Annotated in this window: 16 protein-coding genes and 2 pseudogenes; 7 read left to right on the top strand and 11 right to left on the bottom strand. The window is 70.7% G+C overall.

Annotation, left to right across the window (positions count from 1 at the left end):
- Positions 1 to 97: 97 nt before the first annotated feature.
- The 4 genes from DEI94_RS05385 to DEI94_RS05400 form a co-directional block, all read right to left on the bottom strand.
- Positions 98 to 730, bottom strand: a complete 633-nt coding sequence (locus DEI94_RS05385; RefSeq protein WP_181436009.1) for a uracil-DNA glycosylase — start codon at positions 728 to 730, stop codon at positions 98 to 100.
- 523 nt (positions 731 to 1,253) lie between these two features.
- Positions 1,254 to 2,075 (bottom strand): carbohydrate ABC transporter permease, encoded by an 822-nt coding sequence (locus DEI94_RS05390; RefSeq protein WP_258372200.1) that lies wholly within the window; start codon positions 2,073 to 2,075, stop codon positions 1,254 to 1,256.
- Entirely contained in the window at positions 2,075 to 3,178 is a 1,104-nt protein-coding gene (locus DEI94_RS05395; protein ID WP_111008502.1) for a carbohydrate ABC transporter permease, read from the bottom strand. The genes DEI94_RS05390 and DEI94_RS05395 overlap by 1 nt, the downstream gene beginning before the upstream one ends.
- Positions 3,179 to 3,181: 3 nt before the next feature.
- Positions 3,182 to 4,432 (bottom strand): ABC transporter substrate-binding protein, encoded by a 1,251-nt coding sequence (locus tag DEI94_RS05400; protein ID WP_111008503.1) that lies wholly within the window; start codon positions 4,430 to 4,432, stop codon positions 3,182 to 3,184.
- A 228-nt stretch (positions 4,433 to 4,660) separates the two neighbouring features.
- Between DEI94_RS05400 and DEI94_RS05405 the strand changes: the two genes are divergently transcribed.
- On the top strand, positions 4,661 to 5,764 hold the full coding sequence (locus DEI94_RS05405; RefSeq protein WP_111026860.1) for an ROK family protein: 1,104 nt from the start codon (positions 4,661 to 4,663) through the stop codon (positions 5,762 to 5,764).
- Positions 5,765 to 5,950: 186 nt separating this feature from the next.
- On the opposite strand, the gene DEI94_RS05410 is transcribed toward DEI94_RS05405, so the two are convergent.
- Both DEI94_RS05410 and DEI94_RS05415 read right to left on the bottom strand, forming a co-directional pair.
- Positions 5,951 to 7,717 (bottom strand): class I mannose-6-phosphate isomerase, encoded by a 1,767-nt coding sequence (locus tag DEI94_RS05410; protein WP_111026861.1) that lies wholly within the window; start codon positions 7,715 to 7,717, stop codon positions 5,951 to 5,953.
- 390 nt (positions 7,718 to 8,107) lie between these two features.
- Positions 8,108 to 9,166 carry a LacI family DNA-binding transcriptional regulator gene (locus tag DEI94_RS05415; protein WP_111026789.1) on the bottom strand — a complete coding sequence of 353 codons (1,059 nt, stop codon included), beginning with the start codon at positions 9,164 to 9,166 and terminating at the stop codon, positions 8,108 to 8,110.
- Positions 9,167 to 9,354: 188 nt separating this feature from the next.
- On the opposite strand from DEI94_RS05415, the gene DEI94_RS05420 reads away from it, so the two are divergent.
- The gene (locus tag DEI94_RS05420) at positions 9,355 to 12,558 is read left to right on the top strand and encodes a glycoside hydrolase family 38 N-terminal domain-containing protein (RefSeq protein WP_181441812.1); all 3,204 of its coding nucleotides are present in this window, start codon (positions 9,355 to 9,357) and stop codon (positions 12,556 to 12,558) included.
- Between the two features lie 209 nt (positions 12,559 to 12,767).
- Entirely contained in the window at positions 12,768 to 16,298 is a 3,531-nt protein-coding gene (locus DEI94_RS05425; protein ID WP_111026791.1) for a TM0106 family RecB-like putative nuclease, read from the top strand.
- Positions 16,299 to 16,389: 91 nt separating this feature from the next.
- Here DEI94_RS05425 and DEI94_RS05430 read toward each other — a convergent pair whose 3' ends face one another.
- The 3 genes and pseudogenes from DEI94_RS05430 to DEI94_RS19730 all read right to left on the bottom strand — a co-directional run.
- Positions 16,390 to 16,641, bottom strand: coding sequence for a type II toxin-antitoxin system Phd/YefM family antitoxin (locus DEI94_RS05430; RefSeq protein WP_111026792.1), 252 nt, complete (start codon positions 16,639 to 16,641; stop codon positions 16,390 to 16,392).
- A 22-nt stretch (positions 16,642 to 16,663) separates the two neighbouring features.
- Positions 16,664 to 16,804: pseudogene (locus DEI94_RS19820) on the bottom strand (SDR family NAD(P)-dependent oxidoreductase); the annotation flags it as partial.
- A pseudogene (locus DEI94_RS19730) lies at positions 16,804 to 16,935 on the bottom strand (SDR family NAD(P)-dependent oxidoreductase); the annotation flags it as partial. The pseudogenes DEI94_RS19820 and DEI94_RS19730, both read right to left, overlap by 1 nt.
- 154 nt (positions 16,936 to 17,089) lie before the next feature.
- Between DEI94_RS19730 and DEI94_RS05440 the strand changes: the two are divergent.
- The 4 genes from DEI94_RS05440 (at position 17,090) to DEI94_RS05455 (ending at position 20,142) form a co-directional block, all read left to right on the top strand.
- A complete protein-coding gene (locus DEI94_RS05440; protein ID WP_284183736.1) occupies positions 17,090 to 17,422 on the top strand; it encodes a hypothetical protein in 333 nt (110 codons plus the stop codon).
- Positions 17,422 to 17,982, top strand: coding sequence for a hypothetical protein (locus DEI94_RS05445; protein ID WP_111026794.1), 561 nt, complete (start codon positions 17,422 to 17,424; stop codon positions 17,980 to 17,982). The genes DEI94_RS05440 and DEI94_RS05445 overlap by 1 nt, the downstream gene beginning before the upstream one ends.
- Positions 17,983 to 18,053: 71 nt before the next feature.
- Complete coding sequence (locus tag DEI94_RS05450; protein ID WP_111012731.1) at positions 18,054 to 18,917, top strand: alpha/beta fold hydrolase; 864 nt, start codon at positions 18,054 to 18,056, stop codon at positions 18,915 to 18,917.
- A gap of 40 nt (positions 18,918 to 18,957) precedes the next feature.
- Positions 18,958 to 20,142 carry a dipeptidase gene (locus DEI94_RS05455; RefSeq protein ID WP_258378008.1) on the top strand — a complete coding sequence of 395 codons (1,185 nt, stop codon included), beginning with the start codon at positions 18,958 to 18,960 and terminating at the stop codon, positions 20,140 to 20,142.
- A gap of 187 nt (positions 20,143 to 20,329) precedes the next feature.
- Here DEI94_RS05455 and DEI94_RS05460 read toward each other — a convergent pair whose 3' ends face one another.
- Entirely contained in the window at positions 20,330 to 21,256 is a 927-nt protein-coding gene (locus DEI94_RS05460) for a fibronectin type III domain-containing protein (protein ID WP_111026796.1), read from the bottom strand.
- Between the two features lie 192 nt (positions 21,257 to 21,448).
- A complete protein-coding gene (locus DEI94_RS05465) occupies positions 21,449 to 22,246 on the bottom strand; it encodes a DeoR/GlpR family DNA-binding transcription regulator (RefSeq protein ID WP_111026797.1) in 798 nt (265 codons plus the stop codon).
- Between the last annotated feature and the right edge of the window lie 195 nt (positions 22,247 to 22,441).

Raw genomic sequence — 22,441 nt, forward strand, 5'->3', positions numbered from 1 at the left:
CCCGACCCCTCATCTGTCGGCTGATGAGACTCGTACCGACCGCAAACCAGTTTGACGGGACGGACGTCCTGTGTGGGAGTACCCGTTCGGGGGTGGGCTACGCGACGAGCTCGGCGGTCTTCCGAAGCGCCGCGACGAATCGCTCTTTCGCCCCGCGTTGAGCGAACGACTGCCCGGCAGGATGCACCGTCCGGATCACTCGGTACTGGTCGCCGATGATCAGGTCGAGGTGCGCGTCCCATGCCTGTTGTGCCTTCTGGCCGGCGAGGACGATGACGCGGAGGTTCGGGAGCACGTTGAGAAGTCCGCGGAGCTCGACGGCGCCCTGCGCGAGCTCCGCGCTGCTCGGCTTGACCGAAGCGCGGCCGAGTACCCACGGCACGATGTTCCATGCGAGAGCGTGGTCGTGAAGCCCGACGTCGTTCCGGGTGGTCCACACGTTCTGTGCCGTCGGGTCGTCGTTGTCCACGGAAATGAAGCCGCTGCCGCCCCACTCCGGAACGGTCTTCGGGCCTGGTGCCTCGAGCAACAGCAGCGCTCGGGCCGCCACGCCTGATTCCGCCGGGTCGAAGTGAGGGATCACGATCCCTGGCTGCAGCGCTCGTCGGCGCTCCTCGACCTCACGGGCCCACGCCTCGAGCGGCAGCGTCTCTTTTGCGGTGCCGAGCATCGCATTGCGGTCCGCGAGGACATCCGGATCACGCAGTCCGCGGGGCGCGTCGAGGAACATGGAGCGAGCGTAACGAGAAGGAATGCTTGTCAGGCTGCTTCGTCGATGGGCCACACCGTTCCTGGCATCCGCGAAGGCGCTTTTGCCGCCCCGATGGACCTTGTTTGCCCTGTGGCTTGCGGGCATTGGCTTTCCGGCCGCGGAGCAAGTGGCGGTAGCAAGGACTCACCCCGGGATGCTGGCTCCATGCCCGCTCGACTCTCGTGTCACTCGTGTCGTCGAGATCCGGATGCCCAGCTACCGATTGCGACCGATGACGCCGCGCGCCGGAGGGACCGTCACGAGTAGGGCGATGATGGCCGCGCCGACCTCGACCAAGACCATGAGTCAGACCCCCTGCGGGACGGTACGAGCAGCAGCCGAAGCGTCGGACACGCGTCGAGTGACCCTGCGTGTGGATGAAGCTGCACGGTGGCACATGGAATATCAGTAGGAACATGCGACGTCCCGCTGTAGGGAAGCTCAACGACACACAGAAGGGCCGCTCCGGCAGCGCCGGCGCGACCCTTCGAAGTGACTCCGCTCAGTACTGCCCCAACGACAACCCCCGCTGGAAGAACCGCTGCGCGAACCCGAACAGCAGCGCGGTCGGCAGGGACACCAGGAGCGCCGCGGTCAGGATGATCGTGAACCCGGGCCCACCACCCTCGACGGACTGCAACGCGTTGAGCAGGGGCATCACGGGCCGGGTGGACGGGCTCTGCGTCAGGATGAGCGCGATGAGGAAGTCGTTCCACACCCACGTCGCCTGCAGGATGAACACGACGACCAGCGCGCTCCGCGACATCGGCAGGTAGATCCGGGTGAAGATCCGCCAGACGCCGGCGCCGTCGACGACCGCGGCCTCGAACACGCTCGGCGCGATGCCGACGAAGAAGTTCCGCATGACGAACGCCGAGAACGGCAGGGCGACGACGGCGTAGATGATGATCAGGCCGGGCGCGGTGTCGAACAGGCCGATGTCGGCGTAGACGGAGAACCAGGGGATGAGCATCATCTGCAGCGGGAACACCGTGCCGCAGAAGATGATGAAGAACCAGAAGAACCCGTGCCGCACCTTCAGCACGATGACCGCGAACGCCACGGCGGCCCCGAGCGCGACGGCAATGATCGGCGCGACGATCGCGTACACGGCGGTGATCCCGAGGCCGGAGGGCACGTCGGTGTTCTGGAACACCGCGATGACGTTGTCCCACAGGCCGACGGGCGAGCCGGCACTCCACAGGTTGTCTCCGGAGTACGAGGCGGAGCTCTTGCTCGCGTTCGCGAACAGCAGGTAGATCGGCACGAGCCACAGCAGGCCCATGGCGCCGAGGATCACGTAGCGGGGCATGGTCGACCGCATCAAACGGCCCTCCGTTCCGGGGCCGAGGCCCGAGCTGTGGCCGAGGCCGGAGCCGCGGCTGAAGCCGCGGGTGCGGCCCCGACCGTCTCCCGAGGCGAGGCATCGGACGGACCGCTGGCGGACCTCCCGGCCGAGCCGCCGGACGCGCCGGTCCCGCCGTCGCCACCGCGCGTACGCCGGGAGGCCCGACCCGCGCCCGCCCCACCGCGTGCCGCTCCGTCACCCGAGGAGTCCCCGATCGCGAGCTGGCGCCGCAGGTAGATGACGCTCGCGGCGACGGTGATGACGCTGAGGAAGATCGCGACGGCGGACCCGAGCCCGTACTGACTGTTCGAGAACGTGTCGCGGTACATGGTGACGCCGAGGGTCTCGGACACCCGGTTCGGCCCGCCCTGCGTCATGGCCTGGACGATGTCGAACGTCTTGAGGCTGTTGACGATCGACAGGCCGACCACGATGGTCGTGGAGGGCCGGAGCAGCGGCCAGATCATGTACCGGAACATGCGCCAGCCGGAGGCGCCGTCGACGCGCGCGGCCTCGAGCGGCTCCTTGGGGATCGACTGCAGGCCGACGGTGAACAGCAGCGCGTTGACGCCGATGCCCTGCCACGACGCGGCGAGGATCATCACCACGGTGTTGAGCGGGGCCACCTGGAGCCAGCGGATGTCGCTGCCGGGCAGGTGCAAGAACGCGAGTGCCTGGGACAGTGCACCGCCGTTCTGCAGCACGAAGTTGAACAGGATGCCGACCGCGACGCCGGAGAGGGCGTAGGGGATGAGGAACGGCACGCGGAGCCAGGCGGCGCCCTTGAGGCCGAATGACAGGTAAGCGACGAGGAGCCCGATCCCGACGGGGATGAGCAGCGAGCCGCCGACCCAGATCAGTGTGTTGAGGAGCGCGGTGGTGAACACCGGGTCCGTGAACATCGAGGCGTAGTTGGCGAGCCCGACGAACGACGCGCTGCCGAGGCCCGTGTACGACGTGAAGCTGAGGTACACGGTGTAGAGGACGGGGAGGTAGAGGACCAGGACCACCACGGCCGCGCCTGGGCCGAGGAAGGCCCAGGCGGCGGCCTGGTAGTTGGTCGATTTGCGGTCGGCCATCGGTTACTTGTGGCTCTTCCAGTACTGCGCGGCGACCTGCTGGATGCCCGACAGGTACTTCTTCGGGTCACCGGGGTTCGTCATGAACCCGGTGAACTGGTCGAGCGCCTCGGTCAGGATCTGCTGCGGCGTGGCCTCGTAGTAGCGCAGGTAGGTCTCGTACTTGCTGTTGTTCGACAGTTCCTTGCTCGCGTCGACGAAGGTCTGCGTCGCGGCGGTGGCCTTCGGGTTGTACGGCAGGTTGTTCTGCTGCTTCGACCAGGCGGTCTGCGCCTTCGCGGTCATCCACCAGGCCGAGTACTTGAGCCCGAGCTGCTTCTGGGAGGACTTCTCGGGCACGCACGCCGGCGCGGTCTCGATGGCGACGGGGGTCTTGGCCTGCGCCGGGTTCACCTTGGGGATCGTGAACACGCCCCAGTCGGTTCCGGGCTTGAGGCCGACCTGATCGATCGTCGACGCGTACCAGGTGCCGAACGGGATCATGGCGAGCTTGCCGTCCTTCATCTGCGTCTCGGGCGCCGTCTTGGAACCCGGGTCGCTGAAGTACCCCTTCTTCTCCATGTCGAGCCAGGTGTCCATCACCTTGACCACGCGCGGGTCGGTGTACGAGACCTTGCCGGTCGAGAGGCCCTGGTAGAGGTTCAGGTCCGTGCCGGCGAGGAGGATCTGGAACCACACGAACGCCCAGGGGTCGCCGCCCGAGCTCCAGAACGGCGAGATGCCGTGCTGCTTGAGGACCGCGGCGTCGGACATCATCTCGGCCCAGGTCGTCGGCGGCGTCAAGTTGTACTTGGCGAACATCGACTTGTCGTAGTACATGACCCAGTCGTCGACGCTGATCGGGGTGCAGTACTGCTTGCCGTCGATCGTGTAGAGGCTCTTGACGCTCGGGGCGATCTGGCCGTTCGCGATCGCCTTCTTCCAGATGCTCGAGGTGTCCGCGACGAGGCCCTGGTCGACGAGCTGCTTGAGCTGGTCGCCGGTGTGCCAGGTGAACAGCCCCGGCGTCTTGTTCGTCCGGAACGACTGCTTGACGAACGCCTGGAACGCCGGCTGGTCCGCGTAGGTCGAGGACTTGAGCGAGACGCCGATGTCCTTCTGCGACACCTTCGAGAACGACTTGAAGTCCCACGACTTGTCGTTGACGAAGCTCAAGGTGCCGGTGGTGGTGTTCGACGAGCTCGACGACGAACACCCGACGAGCACCGCTGATGCCGCCAGGGTCATCGCGATGACCGGTAGCAATCGCTTCATTTTCACGCTGAACTCCCTTGTTCTCGGCTCGGTGCACGCGTCTCGCCGCTCGTGGAACTCAGTGCGAGGAGTGCGGATGCAATCCGTTGGTATCGTTACCAGGCGCTGACAGTAACATGCGCTGCGACGGAGCGGCAAGGGTGTCGATCCCGAACCGGACGGACTGCGCGGGTCGGACAGCGGCGCCGCCGGACGACGGCGTGACCGGACGACAGGCGAGTGGGGACGATGAGCGGAACGCACCAGCAGCACCGGCCGGGAGGCCCGATCCACGTCATGGACGTCGGTGGCAGTCATGTGACCGCCGCGGTCGTGGCGGGGACCGGCGCCGCGATCGCCCCCGATGCGGGACCAGCGTCCGGTGTCGCGACGGTCACCGGTGGCGTGCCCGGGGCCGGCTTCGAGCGTGCGGATGTCGCGGGCATCGGAGCCGACGTCGGGTGGGCGGTGCGGGCCTCCCGGACGCGGCCGCTCGATGCGGGTGCGCGCCGCGACGCCCTCCTCGAGGTCCTGGTCGACGCCGCCCGCGAGGTCGCTGCCGAGGGTGCGCCCGCCTGGACGATCGCGATGCCCGGTCCGTTCGATCCCGTCCGTGGCGTCGGCGACTTCCGGGGCATGGGGAAGTTCGAAGCGCTCACGGGTGTCGACCTCCGGGCGGCGCTGGCCGACCGGCTCGGGGTGCCGCCGACGGCCATCGGGTTCTGCAACGACGCGGTGGCGTACGGCATCGGGGAGTGGGCTGCCGGTGCGGGCGAGCGAGCTGCACGGATGGTGTGCCTGACGCTCGGGACGGGCGTGGGGTCGGCGTTCCTCGACCACGGCGTGCACGTCGACCACGGCGACCTGGTGCCTGCTCGCGGTGAGGCGCACACGATCCGGCTCGACGGGCGGCCGCTCGAGGAGACCGTGTCGACCGCCGCGCTCCGGGATGCCTACGCGCGGGCGACGGGTTCCGCCGGTGCGACGGGTTCCGCGGGTGCGACGGATTCCGCGGGCGCGACGGATGCAACTGGCGCGACGCAGCACGGCGGGGGAGCGGACGCGCCGAGCGTCCGCGAGATCGCCGACCGCGCGCGGCAGGGCGACATCGTGGCGGCGCGCGTGATCAGCACGACGATGACCGCGCTCGGGCGGGCGCTCGGTCCGTGGGTGCGGCGGTTCGGGGCCTCCCGGGCGGTGATCGGCGGTGCGATGGCGGGCTCGTGGGACCTGCTCGAGGAGCCCCTGGCGACGGCGCTCGCTGATGCCGGTGCGGTGGTCGAGCTCCGGCAGGCGCAGCTCGGGTCGGACGCGCCGCTCATCGGGGCGGCGGTCTGGGCGGACGGCCGCTGACGTCAGGTTCCGGCGGCGTCCGCCCGGCCGAGGCTCGTGCGGACGGGGGCGGGGCGGGGGCAGGGGCCGCGACCCGCCGAGCGTGCACGACGCGCCGCTCACTCCCGGGCGGAACGGCGTGTTGTGCACCCCCGGCGGAGTTGGGGCGGCGTGTTGTGCACCCTCGGCGGGTCGCGGCCCGGCGCGCTACCCCCGCTCCGTGCCCCGCACCGACGCCTTGACGGTCCCGAGGCGCTGACCGGTCCCGCGCCCATGCGGACGGATCGTGTAGGGCCCGACGGCTGCCGGCACGATGAAGGTCTCGGCGTAGTGGACGACGAACGGCTCGAACGCGCCGGTCGGGCTCTCGACGACGGCCTCGGCGCCCTCGACGAGGTTGAGGACGTTGACCGTGCCGCGGGTGTCGTGCGGGACGACGTCGGTGAACCAGTGCCGACGGACCTCGATGAACTCGAGCTCGTGCAGGCCGGTGCGCTCCTCGACCCAGCCGTCGCCGGAGGCCACCTCGGTCACCTGGTCGACCAGGTGGTCGCGGGTCCACGTCGTGTCCCGGTCCCACTGCACGTTCGCCATCGCGTGGTCGAGGTGGATCGGACGCGGGACGCCGTCGAGCCCGACCCGGCCCCAGTCCCACATCTTGAACGTGAAGATGTACGGCGTCGCCGAGATCTCGAGCACCATCGAGTTCGCCCCGGAGCAGTGCACGGTGCCGGCGGGGATGAGGAAGTGGTCGTGCTTCTTGGCGGGGAACGCGTTGACGAACGCCTCGGCCTCGAACGGGGCGGCACCGGTCTCGGCGGTGCGGAGCGCCTGCTCCATCGCGGCCGGTTCGGCGTCCTCGCGGAGCCCGAGGTACACCACGGCGTCGTCGGCGGCGTCGAGCAGGTAGTAGCTCTCGTCCTGCGTGTAGTGCATGCCGAACTTGTCCTGGATGTACCCGGTCAGCGGATGCACCTGGAGTGACAGGTTGCCGCCCTCCATGGTGTCCAGGAAGTCGAAGCGGATCGGGAACTCCGGGCCGAACCGCGCGTGGGTCCGTTCGCCCAGGAGCTCCCGCGGGTGCCGGAGGACCAGGTCGAGCGAGGGGACCTCGACCACCGTGCCGGCGACGTCGAGGAGGAGGCTGTTCTCCTCGGGCACGCAGTCGAAGCACCAGGCGTAGTTCTCGGCGTCGTCGAGGTCGAACGTCGTCTTCATCCACTGGCCACCCCACACGCCGGGGTCGAAGAACGGGACGACCCGGAACGGACGGGTCGTCGCGGCGGCGAGTCCTGCTCGGAACGTGTCGCCGGTGATGAGCTTGGCGGTCGCCATCGTGCTGTTCGCGTCGAGGACGTAGTCGATCCGGTCGAACAGCGCCCGCTTGTGCCGGTCGGCCATCCGCCACTCGATGAAGAACCCGCGCTTGACCTTACGGAGCTGGTCGTCGTCGCCGTTGTCCGCGCGCCAGTTCGGGGCGCCCGCGCGCTGCCGCTGCTGGATCTCCCATCGGGCGAGGTCGGCGAGGACGATGGTGTCGAACGTCGTCGGCACGAGCGTGGCGCCCCAGCCGTAGACCACGACGGGCCGCTCGGACGCGGCGACCCGGTCGGCCACGGCGGCGAGCCGGTCCGCGTCGTATAGGACGTCGAGCGTGCGATGGTCCATGACGCCGAACACCCGGTCGTCGGTGAGGTTCGGGGCGAGGAGCGCGTCGATGTACTCGGGGGAGTGCGCCGCCGCGGCCTCGACGTCGATGAGCTCGGCGTCGGGGAGCGCCCGCGCGAGCTCAGCGCGCAGCCCGTCGAGGTCGCTGCCGGGGTAGGTGTCGATCGCGATCGGGCGACCGGGAGCCGCGTGTTCCGCCAGTCGCCCCCACGCCTCGGGGCCGGTCCAGGCGTGGTGCCCGGGTCCGACGGCCACCGACGGTGCCGTGTCGTAGGTCGCCCGTGATCCGGTCGGTCGGTCGTCCATCCCCGCTCCCTTCGCGTCCGCGACCGACGCTGGCCGCATGGACGTGTGTTCAGGTTGGTAACGTTATCAGGATCGGCACCGATCGCAAGCCCGCCGGGAGGCCCGGCACCGGCCCGTCGTGAGGCCTACCTCCGGCCGGTCTCGGCGCCGCGTCCGGCGTCTCCTCGGGAGCGCTGCCGCTCCTCCCGATGGACCCCAGCCTCCCGGCCCCTGGTTTCGACGTCCCGGTTGTCGTTCGACAGCAGCACCGTCGAAACTCTGGGCGGGTGCGGCTCCACCACGTGTCCCGCCGCTGCTCTCGACGGTCCCGGTGTCGTTCGACATCGGGACCGTCGGCATACACGGGTGGTCCTCGAGTGCGGGGCGGCGCAGCCGGGAGGTCCGCCGGCGCTACGCGAAGTCGACGAACTCGACCGGCAGCTCGACGAGCCGCGGCGCGCTGTCGTCCCCACGATCGAGGCGGTCGAACAGCATCCGGGCGGCGACCCGACCCAGCTCGGCGGCGTCGTGTGCGACAACGGACAGCGGCACCGGGGACATGTCCGCGAACTCGAACGAGTCGAACCCGAAGAGCCGGATCGGAGCGGGCTGCTCGCCACGGTCCCGTGCCTGCGCCCGGGACTTCGTGATCGCGCGGATCGCGCCGATGGAGTTGCGGTTGTTGGCGGCGAAGACGGCGGTGGGTGGAGCCTCCAGGCCGAGCAGCTGGTCCATCGCCTGCTCGGCGGAGCTGACGTCCTGCTGCCCGAGCCGGACGAGCTCGTCGACGGGCTCGAGCCCGTGGCGCTCGTGCGCCTGGCGGAAGCCCTCGAACCGTCGGCGGCCGGTCGACACCGACACCTGGTTGCCGAGGAACCCGACGCGGGTGTGCCCCTCGGCGAGCATGCGGTCCGTGGCGACGAACGCGCCGTGGATGTCGTCGAGCAGGATCGCGTCGGCGCTGACGTCGGGGAACGTGCGCGACGCGAGGACGACGGGCACGCCGGCGAGGGCGTCGGGCGCGAACCGGGCCGGCTCCCGCCCCGCGGGGACGACGATGAGGCCCTCGACCTGCCGACCGAGGAAGTCCGCGAGCAGCTGCTGCTCGAGGTCCTCGTCCTCGTTCGTGACGCCGATGATGATGCGTCGGCCGGCCTCGCCGACGACCTCCTCGACGCCCTGGAGCATCCCCGCGTAGTACGGGTTCCCGACGTTCGTGATGAGCACGCCGACGAGTCCCGAGCGGCGACCCTGGCGGAGTCGGCGGGCGTTCTCGTTCCGGTGGTAGCCGACCTCGGCGATGGCGCGCTCGACCCGGTCCTGGAGCTCGGGCCGGACGTTCTTGCCCCCGGAGAGCACACGGGACACCGTCATCGGGCTGACCTCGGCGACACGCGCGATGTCCTTGACCGTCGGCGCACCACGACCGCGCCCCGTCGTGGGCCCGCTCCCGTTCCCCGCGGCTGCCATGCCTCAAGGTATACAGCAGCACCGGCTCCGGCCGGTCACACGTATGAAGCAGCACCGGCTTCGGCCGGTCACACGTGTACAGCAGCACCGGCTCCGGCCGGACACACGATTGCCCCTTGCGGGAGGCCCCTGTCGTCCTGCTAGCGTTGTTGGTAACGATATCAATTCGACGACGAATGGTGCTGCTGATGACCGACGCCCGTGGTGATCGCCCGACTCGACCCCCGCTGATCTCGGCACAGCCGTGGCAGCACACCGACGCGCGGGTCGGCCTGATCGACCGGGCCGTCGCCGCCACCGGCACGATCGGCGGCGAACGCGTCCGCGTCCTGCCGGAGCCCATGCGCGCCACGCGCGACGGCGTCGAGGTGCAGGCGGTGCGCCTCCTGTTCGACATCGAGGAGGCGGCGGCGCGCGCGACCGACGTCGTGATCGAACCCGGCGCCGCGACCGACACCGGCACCGGCGCCGCCGCCGCGTCGGGCGCGTTCGTCGGGTTCGCGACGGCCCCCGACGCGCTGTCGGTGCGCCTCCTGGTCCGCGTCGTCGACGCGCCGACCGCGGTGACCGTCCGGATCCCGTCCCTCGGCGACGGCGCGGTGTCCGTCGAGCTCACGCCACAGCGCCCGTGGTCCGTGCACGTCGTGCACCACTCGCACTTCGACTTCGGCTACACCGACCCGCAGGCGACGGTCATCGCGAGCCAGCGGTCGTACCTCGACACCGCCATGGACCTCGCCCGCGCGACCGACGACTGGCCCGAGGAGGCCCGGTTCCGCTGGAACGCCGAGGCGCTCTGGGCGTTCACCGACTGGGAGCGGCACCGCCCGCAGGCGCAGGTCGACGAGTTCGTGCAGCTCGTCAAGGACGGCCGGATCGGCCTCAGCGCGATGCCGTACAACCTGCACACCGACACGTGCTCGACGGACGAGCTGCACGAACTCCTCCGCGACGCCCGGCGCATCCGCGACCAGTACGGCATCGACTTCACCACCGCGATGCAGACGGACGTCCCGGGACAGGTGGCGGGCCTCCCGGACGCGCTGCAGGAGGTCGGCGTCAAGTACCTGGCCGTCGCGCACAACTGGGCGGGCCGGTCGCAGCCGCACACCTCGGGCGCGCTCAACCTGCCCCGCATGTTCCGCTGGCGCACCCCCGCCGGCAACTCGGTGATCGTGTGGATGACCGACAGCCCGCACGGCCTGGCGTACATGGAGGGGCCGATGATCGGCTTCACCGAGTCGTACGCGTCCGTGGACGTGCTGTTCCCCGCGTACCTGACCGCGCTCGCCACCCGCGGTTACCCGTTCCCGCCCGGGATCTTCGGCGCGCACGGCGAGCAGACCGAGGGCCGCGACGGCTACCCGTGGGAGGTCCTGCACATCCGCACGCAGGGGTTCATGGGCGACAACGGCCCCGCCCGGCTCCAGCTCGCCGAGATCGTCCGCGAGTGGAACGACACGTGGACGTCCCCGACCCTGCGGGTGTCGCGGAACGAGGACTTCTTCGCCGAGGCGGAGGCCCGCCACGGCGACGAGCTCCAGACGTTCCAGGGGGACTGGGGCGACTGGTGGGTCGAGGGCGTCGGCTCCGCGGCCGTGCCGCTCGCACTCGCCCGGGAGGCCCAGGCCGCCGTCACCGACGCCGGCGCGTTCTCGCAGGCGGCCGCGTTGATCGGCGCTGCCGCGGTACCGGAGGAAACCGCGCGCCGCACCGAGGCGTACGACGCGATCTCGATGTTCAACGAGCACACGTGGGGCGCCGGGAACTCCTGGACCCACGGGGACGCCGGGTTCGAGTCGGGGGAGCTGCAGTGGCAGTGGAAGGTGGCCCAGGGCATCGGCGCGCACCAGCGGGCCACCGAGTTCCGGGAGCAGGCGATGGCCTACCTCGGCGCCGCCGTGCCGCGCGATCCCGACGCGGTCGTCAGCTTCATCGCCGCGAACGCCACCGGCCGCCGCCGCAGCACGGTCGCGCGCCTGCTCGTCAAGGAGGCCCACATCGGCCTCGACCAGGACATCGAGGTCCGGGACGGCCGCACCGGCGAACCGCTGCCGGTGGTCCTCGAACCGCAGTCGAACACGGCGCACCGGGAGTCCGGGCGCTGGGCGGTCGTGCGGGTCGAGGACGTCCCCGCGTTCGGGTTCGTCCGGCTCGACGTGTCGGTCGCGGCGACGCCCGTGTCGCACGACGTTCCCGTTCCCCTCGGGTCCCGGGCCCGCGCCGAGGTGCTCACGCTCGAGAACGAGTACCTGCGCGTCGTCGTCGACGAGACCACGTCCTCCATCGCGTCGATCGTCGAGCGGCGGACCGGACGCGAGCTCGTGAACGGGTCGTCCGTCGCTGGGTTCAACGCGTACCTCTACGACCAGTACGGCAGCTCGGGCGCCGGGTTCAACCACCTGGCGAACAAGCTGTCCGTCTCCGACCGGCTCGAACTGCTCGTGTCGCGGACGACCGCCCGGCCCGCCGTCGTCCTCGAGCGGACGAGCGACGCGGTCGAGGAACGCCTGGTCTACGAGTTCGTCGCCGACGGGGTGGACTCCGTCGTCGTGACGCTCCGGCTCCGGCACGGCGACGGCGTGCTGCTCATCGAGAACCGCCTGGCCAAGCCGACGACCCTGATCAAGGAGAGCGCCTACTTCGCGTTCCCGTTCGCCGTCGACGACCCGGTCGTCCGGTTCGAGGTCTCCGGCGGGGTCACGGGCGACGGCGTCCCGCACATCCCCGGAGCGCCGCAGCACATGCGCGCGATCCGCAACTGGATCACCCTGAGCGACCCGGAGACCCACGACGACGTCGTGTGGGTGACGAAGGACGCGCCGCTCGTGCAGACCGGGAGCATCGCGGTGCCGTACGCGCCGTTCCCCGCGAGCACGAGTCCCGTCGAACCGGGCACCGTGTTCTCGTGGCTCCACAACAACGTGTGGGACACGAACTTCCCGATCGAGCAGGCGTTCACCGCGACCTTCCGGTACGCCGTCGGGGTCCGCACGGACCGCGACGGAGCCTCGACCGAGGGTCTGGCCGTGGCGGCGACCGGCGAACTCGTGCACCCCCTGACGACCGCTGAGGCCAAGGCCCGTCCGGACACCGCCGCTCGAGCCGATGTGTCCCTGCTCGACCTCGACGACGACCGCGTGCAACTGGTCGGTGTCGTCGCGGGACCGGAGGAGGGCACCTCGATCGTGCGGCTCCAGTCGTTCGCCGACCAGGACGTCGTGCTGACGCTCCGGCCCGGCGCGGCGGTGGCCGAGGCGTGGGTGAGCTCGTTCCTCGGGGACCGGGGGACGGGCCTCCCGGTCGATGATGGTGCGGTGCGGGTCACGCTCGCGCCGTTCGCGACGACCGCGGTGGGCGTGCGTTGGGGCGGCGGGGTCGCCGCCGACTGAGTGCTCACGGCGTCCGCGTGCGCAGGTGCGCGGGGACGACAAGTGCGCGCGTCAACGCGCGCGCACTTGTCGTCGGGAGGCGCACATGCCCGGGTGCTTGTCGTTGGGACGCGCAGCAGCACGAGAGCGTCCGACCGCGCGCGCATCTGTCGGCGGCCCCCGGTACCGTCGTCCTGCTCGACCGACGAGCGCCGGCACGGGGGGACCGCATGCAACTGACCGCCGACCACCGCGTCGTGCTGAGCCCGAGCGACATGAGCGTCTGGGCGTCGTGCGAGTGGGCGTTCCTGCGGCGCCTCGACGCCAAGCTGGGGCGGGCCGAACCGGTGGACGAGGCGGCAGACGCGATGCTCGACCGCACCGCTCGCCTGGGTGACGAGCACGAGCTCCGGTACCTCGCGACGCTCAAGGCCGAGCACGGCGCGGACCAGGTCGTCGAGTTCGAGCGCCCCGACCCGGACCGGTACGAGCAGGCGGCGCAGGCCGCGGCGGACACCATGCGCGCCGGCGTCGCGGTCCTGTACCAGGCGACGTTCCACGACCCGGGCTTCATCGGGTTCTCGGACTTCCTCATCTGCAACGACCGCGGCGAGTACGAGGTCTACGACACCAAGCTCGCCCGGCACGCCAAGATCACCGCGCTGCTGCAGCTCGCCGCGTACGCCGAGCAGATCGAGCGGCTCGGCATCCCGGTCGGTCAGCAGGTGCACCTGGTCCTCGGCGACGAGACCGTGAGCAGCCATGACCTCGCCGACATCGCACCGGTGTACCGGACGCAGCGGGACGAGCTCCGGCGCGTCATCGACGAGCGCATCGCCGCCTCCGAGCCGCTCGCGTGGGGCGACCCCCGCTACACCTCGTGCGGCCGGTGCGGCATCTGCAGCACGCAGGTCGAGGAGCACCGCGACCTCGTCCTCGTCGCCGGCATGCGCCTCGACCAGCGAGCGCGCCTCATCTCGGCGGGCGTGACGAGCATCGACGCCCTCGCGACCGCCGAGGGCCCAGTGCCCGGTGTCAGCGCGGCGACGCTGGCGACGTTGCGGGCGCAGGCGCGCCTCCAGACCGGATCGGAACGCGACCGACAGCGGGCCGGTTCCGACGCGCACCCCGCACCACGGTTCGAGGTGGTCGACCCGCAGGCGCTCGCGGCGATCCCGGCGCCGGACCCGGGCGACGTGTTCTTCGACTTCGAGGGCGACCCGCTGTACTCCGAGGACGGCCACACCTGGGGCCTCGACTACCTGTTCGGGCTCGTCGACACGGACGCCCGCTTCACCGCGTTCTGGGCGCACACGATCCGGGAGGAACGGCGCTCGCTCGTCGACTTCCTCGCGTTCGTCAAGGAGCGGCGCGCGCAGTACCCGGGCATGCACGTCTACCACTACGCGTCGTACGAGCGGACGCACCTGCTGTCGCTCGCCGCCCGGCACGGTGTGGGCGAGGACGACGTCGACGACCTGCTGCGCGACAACGTCCTGGTCGATCTGTACCCGATCGTGCGGAAGGCCCTGCTCGTCGGCAGCCGGAGCTACTCGATCAAGAAGCTCGAGCCGCTCTACATGGGCGAGGACCTGCGCGACGACGCCGGCGTGACGAACGCCGCGGACAGCATCACCGCGTACGTCGAGGCGATCGAGGAGCTCCGGAACGGGGACCCGGTCCTGGGGCAGCACGCGCTCGACCAGGTCGCGGACTACAACGAGTACGACTGCCGATCGACGCTGCGGCTCCGCGACTGGCTGCTCGGCCTGGAGGCCCGGGGTCACGTCGACGACGGCGGCTCCGCACCCGACACGGCCGGGGCCGACGGCGCATCCGACGAGCTGGAGGTCGTGCTCCCGCCGGCCGTGCGCGAGCCCGACCCGGTGTACCTGGCGCTCATGGCCGAGATCGAGGGCGTCGACGCGCTCGACCGCACGGCGGACCAGCAGGCCATCGCGCTCGCCGCGGCCGCCATCGACTACCACCGGCGTGAGGGCAAGACGTTCTGGCAGGAGCACTTCGACCGGCTCCGGAACCCGATCGACGAGTGGGCCGACACCCGCGACGTGTTCGTCGTGGAGCAGGCCGAGGTCGTGCAGGACTGGGCGAAGCTGCCTGGCAAGCGGACGTTCTCGCGCGAACTCCGCCTGCTCGGCGCGCTCGCACCCGGCAGCAAGGTCCGCGAGGGCACGAAGCCGCACCTCGTCTACGACGAACCCCTGCCGATCTCGATCACCTCGCCGGGGCCGGGCATGCGTGGCGCCTCGAGCAAGGGCGAGGTCCTCGACATCGGGCCGAACGGCGACCGCATCGAGATCCTGCTCAAGGAGTCGGTCGGGCAGGGGCAGACGGGGCACGAGGACCTGCCGGTGGCGCTCACACCCGCCGCACCGCCAGCCGCGAAGCCGCAGCCCGAGGCGATCGCCGAGTGGGGGCGCGAGATGCTCGATGCGCTCCCGTCGATGCTGCCCGACCCGGCCCTCGACCTGCTGCGGCGGGTGCCGCCGCGCGGAGGCGTCGTGCCGCTGTCCGTGACGGAGGACGACACCGTCGCGGCCGTCGTCGCGACCCTGCTCGGACTCGACCGGTCGTACCTGGCGATCCAGGGGCCTCCCGGCACCGGCAAGACGTACGTCGGCTCGCACGTCGTCGCACGGCTCGTGCAGGAGCACGGGTGGCGGGTCGGCGTGGTCGGGCAGTCGCACGCGACCTCAGAGAACTTCCTCGACGCCGTCGTCGCCGCGGGTGTTCCTGCCGACCGCGTCGTCAAGGTGCCGCAGCGCGGGGGAGATCCCGACCGACTCGAGGCGGCCGCTTGGACGCCCGTCAAGGACAACGTCGCGCTCGCCGCGTTCCTGGCCGGCCCCGCAGCGGGATCGACCGGCCGGCCCGGCGGTGTCGTCGGCGGGACGGCGTGGACCTTCGCCAACGCCAACACCGTCGAACGGCGGTCGCTCGACCTGCTCGTGGTCGACGAGGCGGGGCAGTTCTCCCTCGCGCCCACGATCGCCTCGTCCGTCGCCGCGTCGCGACTCCTGCTGCTCGGCGACCCGCAGCAGCTGCCCCAGGTGTCGCAGGGCTCGCACCCCGAGCCGGTCGACGAGTCCGCCCTCGGCTGGCTGGCCGACGGTGAGCACGTCCTGCCGCCGGAGTTCGGGTACTTCCTGGCGCACACCCGGCGGATGCACCCGGCCCTGACCGCGCCCGTCTCGCGCCTGTCCTACAACGGGTCGCTCACCGCGTCCGAGGCCGTCCTGTCCCGGTCGCTCCGGGGACTCGAGCCGGGCCTCCACGTCGCGCCGGTCGCGCACATCGGGAACACGACGTCCTCGCCCGAAGAAGCGGAGCGGGTCGTGTCGCTCGCGTCGTCCGTCATCGGGCTGCCGTGGACGGACGGCGGCGTGACCAACCCACTGACCGACGAGGACGTCATCGTCGTGGCGCCCTACAACGCGCAGGGCGCGCTGATCCGCGCCGCGCTCGACGCCGCCGGGCTGCGCGGGACGCAGGTCGGCACGGTCGACCTGTTCCAGGGCCGGGAGGCCGTGGTCGCCATCGTGTCGCTCGCCGCGTCCTCCGCGGCGGAGATCCCGCGGGGGCTCGACTTCCTGCTCATGCCGAACCGGCTCAACGTCGCGATCTCGCGGGCGAAGTGGGCGGCGTTCGTCGTGTACTCGCCGGGGCTGACGACGGCGCTGCCGACGTCGATCGCGGGGATGGCGTTGTTGTCGCGGTTCATCGAGCTCGTCGCGGGGTGAATCGCCAGCGGTGCGCATCATCACCGGCGCCACGGACACGAGAGGCCACTTCTGCTGCGCAGCAGGAGGACCCTCGTGCTGCAAAGCGCCGTCACCGATCTGTGCGCACCTCCGACCGCCGACCCTCCTCGAAGAACGCCGCCAACTCGGGATCCGCGACGCGCTCGAGCACCTCATCTACCCGGTCGCGATTGTGTGTCCACCGGGTGTCCGCGGCGGTCGGCACCACCCGTGCGACCTCGTGACCGTGGTTCGTGATCACGTACTCGGCGCCGGCCTGGACGTCCTCGATCATCTCCGCGGAGTTTCGACGAAGGTCGCCGACCTTGATCGTCTTGCTCATAGGACGATGCTCGCACCGGCGTGTGGAGCCCCTGGCCGGCGTTGTTCACGAGGACGTCGACACGTCCGTAGCGATCGGTAGCGGCCTCGACGACCCGCAGGACCTGCGCGGGGTCGGTGACGTCGCACTGCACCGCGAGTGCGTCGGGGAGCTCGTCCGCCAGGCCTCGATCCGGTCGACGCGTCGGGCCGCGAGGACCACCCGTGCTCCGGCAGCTGCGGCTGCGCGGGCCGTCGTGGCGCCGATGCCAGACGACGCTCCGGTGATGACCGTCGCTGCGTTCTCGATGTCCATGCCTCGGTCCTTCCGGTCGGACCACGAATCAACTCACGCTCGGTTGGTGTGCTCTGTGCGCGGAGCATCAGGCACCAGGACGCGCGGCTGCCGGTTGTCCACAGGCGCCAGGCGGGCACGCTCGTGGTCGCCGTGCTCTGGCACTCTCGTGGGCATGAACACCATGGCGAACACGGAACGTGAGGTCGTGCGAGAGCAGATCGAACAGCTCCAGGACGGGCCCCTGTCGGTACTGCGCGTGGACATCGATGAGCGGGACGACGCCTACGGCGAGGCGGTTGTGGTGACGATCACGATCGTGTCGAGTGAATCGGATCTCGAGTGGGATGAGGATGCGTTCGTGTCCATCCGGAGTGCCGCGCGCAGGATCGCGGTGAGCCAACTCCATGAGGAAACCGTTCGAGTGGTCTACACAGCTGATGTTGTGGGTCCGAACGAACCGGGACCTGACGTCCGCGAGACGCACGCGCCCGAGGTACTCAACTGATGCCTGTTCGCGACCTCCATGGCAGGGGACTCCTCGATCTGGCCGAGGAGCTCGCGAGCCGAGCGACCAGGTCCGCCGATCCCACCATCTCGCAGCAGCTCGTTGATGCAAGGACGACCGACCTGCGTCGATCCATCAGCACCGCGTACTACGCGGTCTTCCACACGGTCAGTGAGCACGTTTCCGCGCGGCTGCTGGGGAACGCGCGGTGGACTCCGCAGCACTCGGCTGTGTCGCGGTGGGTCACGCACACTGACCTGGTCGCGCTCGCCCGTGCCGCTGCAGACGAAAGCGGTAGTCGCGCTCTCACCGAGGCGCTCGAACCTGTGAACACGAAGCTCGCGGTCCTCGCGCAGGACTTCGTCGACCTTCAAAACGCGCGACATGGCGCAGATTACGACGACTACTTCGCCGTTTCTCAAGCCGGAGCGAGGTCATACATCACCACCGCGAAGCGCGCTGTGAGGCTGGCCGAGGACTTGTTCTCGAACGACGACGCGAGTTACATGCGCTTTCTCGGCCTTGCAGTTGGAGGGGTGAAGGTGGCGAAGCGGCGCTAGCCGGAGCGGCGCCATTGCTAGAGTTCCGCCCAGACCGTCGCGTCGGCGAGGGGCTTCCCGAAAGGACCGCGATGGACCTCACGATCAACGGCGCCCGACTCAACGTCGAGGTGCTCGAGCCGACGAACGGCGACCCGGACGCACCGGTCCTCATCGCGCACCACGGCGGCGGGGGGATCGGTTCGCTCGCCGAGCCGAAGGCCACGTTCGGCCCGCTCCACGACCGCTTCCGGGTCATCGTCTTCGACTCGCGCGGGTGCGGCCGCAGCGAGGGCGTCGGCCCCTACACGCACGAGCAGTGGGCGGCAGACGTCGACGGACTGCGGCAGTGGGCGGGCGTCGAGCAGATCGTCGTGGCCGGTGGTTCGTACGGCGGGTTCATCGCCCTCGAGTACGCCGTCCGCTACCCGGAGCACGTCTCGGCGATCATCCTGCGGGACACCTCCGCCGACGGCAGCAACCTCGAGCTCGCGTTCGAGAACGCGCGGAACCAGGACCGCGTCGAGATCAACTGGGACCACTTCAACCGCTACTGGGGCGGCCAGACGCGCAGCGACGAGGAACTCAAGTCGCTGTGGGCGGAGCTCATCCCGCTGTACGACTACGAGTACGACGAGGAGAAGTCGACGGCGGCGGTCGAGGCCGGCATCTACCGGCACGAGGCGCACAACGCCTGCTTCGTCGACAACTTCCCGACCTACGACCTCAAGCCGGACCTGCCGGGCATCGCCGTGCCGACGCTCGTGACGGTCGGCCGCGGGGACTGGGTCACGCCGGTCAGCGCCTCCGAGACGATCGCCCGACTGATCCCCGACGCGGAGCTCGTCGTCTTCGAGAAGTCCGGGCACTCGCCCCAGGTCGAGGAGCGCGAGAAGTTCCAGCAGACGCTCCGCGACTTCCTCGCCCGCGCGGTTCCCGTCGCGGCCACCGTCTGATCCGCAGCACGAGGAGATCGGGAACGGCGGCCCGCGCATCGTGTCCGGCTACGAGTCCTACGACTACCTCGACGGTGACCTCCACCTACCGCGAGATCCGCTGACGCCGGAGTTCAACCGCGTCCCGCCGTACGACGGCGGGCACACGCCGGCGGTCGTCGAGCGCGCCGAGCGGCTCCTGGCGGCGACCATCACGATCAGCCTGCACGACCACCCGGTCCGGTTCCCGGCCGACATGGCGAACACACCCGCCTACAACCGCACGGGCCGTCAGTTCACTGCGTTCGAGGGCCTGCGCGCGTCCGGGCTGACCGTCGTGTTCGACAACATGATGGACGGCACCGCCACCGTCACGGGCAACACCCCCTGGCAGTGGGAGGACGTCGTCACCGACCTCGGGATGCGGCAGGCGGACATCGCCCACCAGTCGGACGTCGTCGTCATCCGCACGCTCGCCGACATCCACGCCGCGTACGCGGCCGGGAGGACCGGGCTCGTCTTCGGTCTGGAGGCCGCCACCCCGATCGGGAACGACCTCGACCGCCTCGACATCCTGTACGGACTCGGGATCCGGCAGATCGGCCTCGCGTACTCCCAGTCGAACGGTCTCGGGGCCGGCCTCTCGGAGCGAACCGACTTCGGCTTGACCGACTTCGGTCGGGCCGCCGTGCGTCGGATGAACCAGCTCGGGCTCGCGATCGACGTGTCGCACTCGTCCGACCGGACCGGCATCGACGCCGCCGACGCGTCCGACGTGCCGGTCTTCATCACGCACGCCGGGGCGCGGGCGCTCTGGGACATCCCGCGGCTCAAGTCGGATGACGTGCTCCGGGCCGTCGCCGCCGGCGGGGGAGTGATCGGCATGTCCGCCGCCCCGCACACGACGATCTCGCGCGACCACCCGACCCACAGCCTCCTGTCCGTCATGGACCACTTCGAGTACTGCGCCGAACTCCTCGGCATCGACCACGTGGCCTTCGGTCCCGACACGCTCTACGGCGACCACGTCGGCCTGCACACGACGTTCTCGTTCATGCTCGGGGCGGCCGCGGCCACGACGGAGGACCACCCCCGGGTCGAGTACGTCGACGGGCTCGAGAACCCGACGGAGAGCTTCCACAACATCGCGGCGTGGCTCGTCGAGCACGGGTACTCCGACGACGAGATCGGGAAGGTCCTCGGCGGGAACGTGCTCCGGGTGCTCGGGGAGGTCTGGGCGGGCTGACCGCGCAGTTCGGGTCCACCCGCCGCCACGGGTTGGATGTCCTGCGTGGCTGGAGCGCTGGAAGTCCACACAGGACAACCCCATCCGTCGCCGAAGCCCGCGCTCATCGACGTCGACCACCGGCGGGACGTCGACGACCGCTGAGCCGGTCGTCGCCAGCCGTTCAGTCCAGGACGGCCCGGGTACGTCACGGGTACAGCTTGTTCGAGTCCCCGATCTGGATCGACCCCTGCGCCGCGGGCCCCACGCCGGAACTGGTGATCGCGGACACGGACACCAGGTAGGTGAACGTGGAGTCGAGCTCGCCCGAGGTGTAGGAGCGCGCGCTCGGCGCGAGCACGACGACGGTCGGCGCGGCACCGGTGGCCAGCTGCTGCACGGTGACCTGGTACCCGAGCACCTTCTTGCCGGCCGAGACCTGCGGTGCCGCCCACGCGGCGGACACCGTGCCGACCCGCGCGTTCTCGTCGTTCCGCGTGACCACGAGGGCACGCGGCGGCGTGACCTGATCCGACCCGACGCGCACGGTGGTCGAGGCGGATCGCCCCTGGCCGAGGTCGCCCGTCACGGTGACGGTGTAGGTCCTGCCGCGGACGAGGTGGTTGAGCACGAGTGCGGTGTCGTTCGCCGAGGTCGTGCTGATGCTCTGCGGGCCGACGCCGAGTGAGTCCGTCCCGTTGCGGCTGACGACCCACGCGCCCTGGGCGCCCTCGGGCTTCGTCCAGTGGATGAGGGCACTGCCGAACGTGGCGCGGGCCGAGGCGAGGGGGAGCGGTGTCGCCGTGAGGGCGGTCGGAGCCGGGGCCTTCGCGGTGGCGGTGCGCGCGGGCGCGGCGGCGCTCGGCTTCGCCGTCGCGGCAGTACTGGACTTCGCCGCCGCGGCAGCGCTCGGGGTGGCGGTCGCGGTCGCGGACCACGGCGCGGCGGACGGCGACGCAGACGAGGGCGTGGTCGCGGACGGTGTCCGCCCGGCGGCCGGCGCGCTGCTGCGGGCTGCGGCGGACGCCGCCGTGGTCGCGTGGTCGGATGCGGTCGCCGCGGCGGCGGGAACGGTGATGCCGACTGCGGCGATGCAGACGGCAGCGGCGATGACGGTGATGGTCGTTGTGCGCACGGGTTCGGGTCCCCTCGGGTGTCGCGCTTCGGGTGGAGCTCGATCACCGTATCCGGTTTCGGCGGGCCCCCGGAAGGGGGTGTCCGCTCTGCGTGTCACCCCGCGTGTCACCCCGCGTGTCGGGCCGCGTGTCGGGTCCGGGCTGGCCCACGCGTCGGGGCCGCGTTCCGACCCGCGTGCACGCGCCGCGCGTCAGCCCCGCCCGCCGGCGACGAGGACGGTGACGTCGCCGCGCGCCCGGAACGGCGCCAGCTGCTCCTCGGTTGCCCCCGCGTCGGTGATCAGGGTCCACGGCTGTTCGATCGGTGCCCACGCGTCGAACGGGGCGCGACCGAGCTTCGAGCTGTCGGCGAGCACGTAGACGTGGTCGGCGTGGTCCATCATGAGTTCCTTGAGCCGGGTCTGCACCGGGCTGGCCTCGCAGATCCCGAGCCGGGCGTCGAGGCTGTCGGCGCCGAGGAACGCGCGGTCCGCTGTCAACCGGGTGAGGGCGAGCTCGGCGAGGGGGCCGACGAACCCCTGGCTGATGTTCCGGAGGTCGCCGCCGAGGCCGATGACGTGGACGTGCTCGTCGTCGGAGAGTTCGGCCAGGGTCGTCATGCCGTTGGTGATGACGGTGAGGCCGGAGCGTGCGCGCAGGCGTCGGGCGAGGCTGCCCGTCGTGGTGCCGGCGTCGAGGATGAGCGTCTCGCCCTCCTGCACGAACGTCGACGCGAGGCGGGCGATCTGTTCCTTCTGGGCGACCGCCATGGTGGTCCGCTGACCGAGCGAGGGCTCCTGGCCGGCCGCGCTCGTGGCGATGGCGCCGCCGTAGGTGCGGGCGAGTTCGCCATCCGCGGTGAGCTGTGCGAGGTCGCGGCGGATAGTCGACGGGGTGACGTCGAAGGTCTCGGCGAGCTGTTCGACGTCCACCAGTCCGGCGCGCGAGGTGAGCTGCTTGATCTGCTCGCGGCGCTGGGCGGCACCGGTCTTGCCCCTGCCTCTGGGCATCTCCGCGGCCCTCCCGTCCTCCGGTCCGCCGAGTCCGCCTCGGAGAACGGCACACGGAGCATACCGGGCGGCCGGATCCGGGCGGGTCTGGAGGCGCGGCGCGGCTTCGCCACGGCAGGTCAGCCGGTCCGTTGGTCCGTCGAGCAGCGGTCCGGCCCTCCTGGTGTTGCGCTGAGCGAAACGCGCAGTACGCTT

The sequence above is a fragment of the Curtobacterium sp. MCBD17_040 genome, assembly GCF_003234805.2.
Lineage (GTDB): Bacteria > Actinomycetota > Actinomycetes > Actinomycetales > Microbacteriaceae > Curtobacterium.

What these genes read in the sequence shown, in the direction of transcription:
- DEI94_RS05395 (WP_111008502.1), bottom strand. Translation starts at nt 3,178, where the DNA reads ATGGCCGACCGCAAATCGACCAACTACCAGGCCGCCGCCTGGGCCTTC.
- DEI94_RS05400 (WP_111008503.1), bottom strand. Translation starts at nt 4,432, where the DNA reads ATGAAGCGATTGCTACCGGTCATCGCGATGACCCTGGCGGCATCAGCG.
- DEI94_RS05385 (WP_181436009.1), bottom strand. Translation starts at nt 730, where the DNA reads ATGTTCCTCGACGCGCCCCGCGGACTGCGTGATCCGGATGTCCTCGCG.
- DEI94_RS05390 (WP_258372200.1), bottom strand. Translation starts at nt 2,075, where the DNA reads ATGCGGTCGACCATGCCCCGCTACGTGATCCTCGGCGCCATGGGCCTG.
- DEI94_RS05425 (WP_111026791.1), top strand. Translation starts at nt 12,768, where the DNA reads ATGCAACTGACCGCCGACCACCGCGTCGTGCTGAGCCCGAGCGACATG.
- DEI94_RS05465 (WP_111026797.1), bottom strand. Translation starts at nt 22,246, where the DNA reads ATGCCCAGAGGCAGGGGCAAGACCGGTGCCGCCCAGCGCCGCGAGCAG.
- DEI94_RS05420 (WP_181441812.1), top strand. Translation starts at nt 9,355, where the DNA reads ATGACCGACGCCCGTGGTGATCGCCCGACTCGACCCCCGCTGATCTCG.
- DEI94_RS05415 (WP_111026789.1), bottom strand. Translation starts at nt 9,166, where the DNA reads ATGGCAGCCGCGGGGAACGGGAGCGGGCCCACGACGGGGCGCGGTCGT.
- DEI94_RS05440 (WP_284183736.1), top strand. Translation starts at nt 17,090, where the DNA reads ATGAACACCATGGCGAACACGGAACGTGAGGTCGTGCGAGAGCAGATC.
- DEI94_RS05450 (WP_111012731.1), top strand. Translation starts at nt 18,054, where the DNA reads ATGGACCTCACGATCAACGGCGCCCGACTCAACGTCGAGGTGCTCGAG.
- DEI94_RS05405 (WP_111026860.1), top strand. Translation starts at nt 4,661, where the DNA reads ATGAGCGGAACGCACCAGCAGCACCGGCCGGGAGGCCCGATCCACGTC.
- DEI94_RS05410 (WP_111026861.1), bottom strand. Translation starts at nt 7,717, where the DNA reads ATGGACGACCGACCGACCGGATCACGGGCGACCTACGACACGGCACCG.
- DEI94_RS05445 (WP_111026794.1), top strand. Translation starts at nt 17,422, where the DNA reads ATGCCTGTTCGCGACCTCCATGGCAGGGGACTCCTCGATCTGGCCGAG.
- DEI94_RS05430 (WP_111026792.1), bottom strand. Translation starts at nt 16,641, where the DNA reads ATGAGCAAGACGATCAAGGTCGGCGACCTTCGTCGAAACTCCGCGGAG.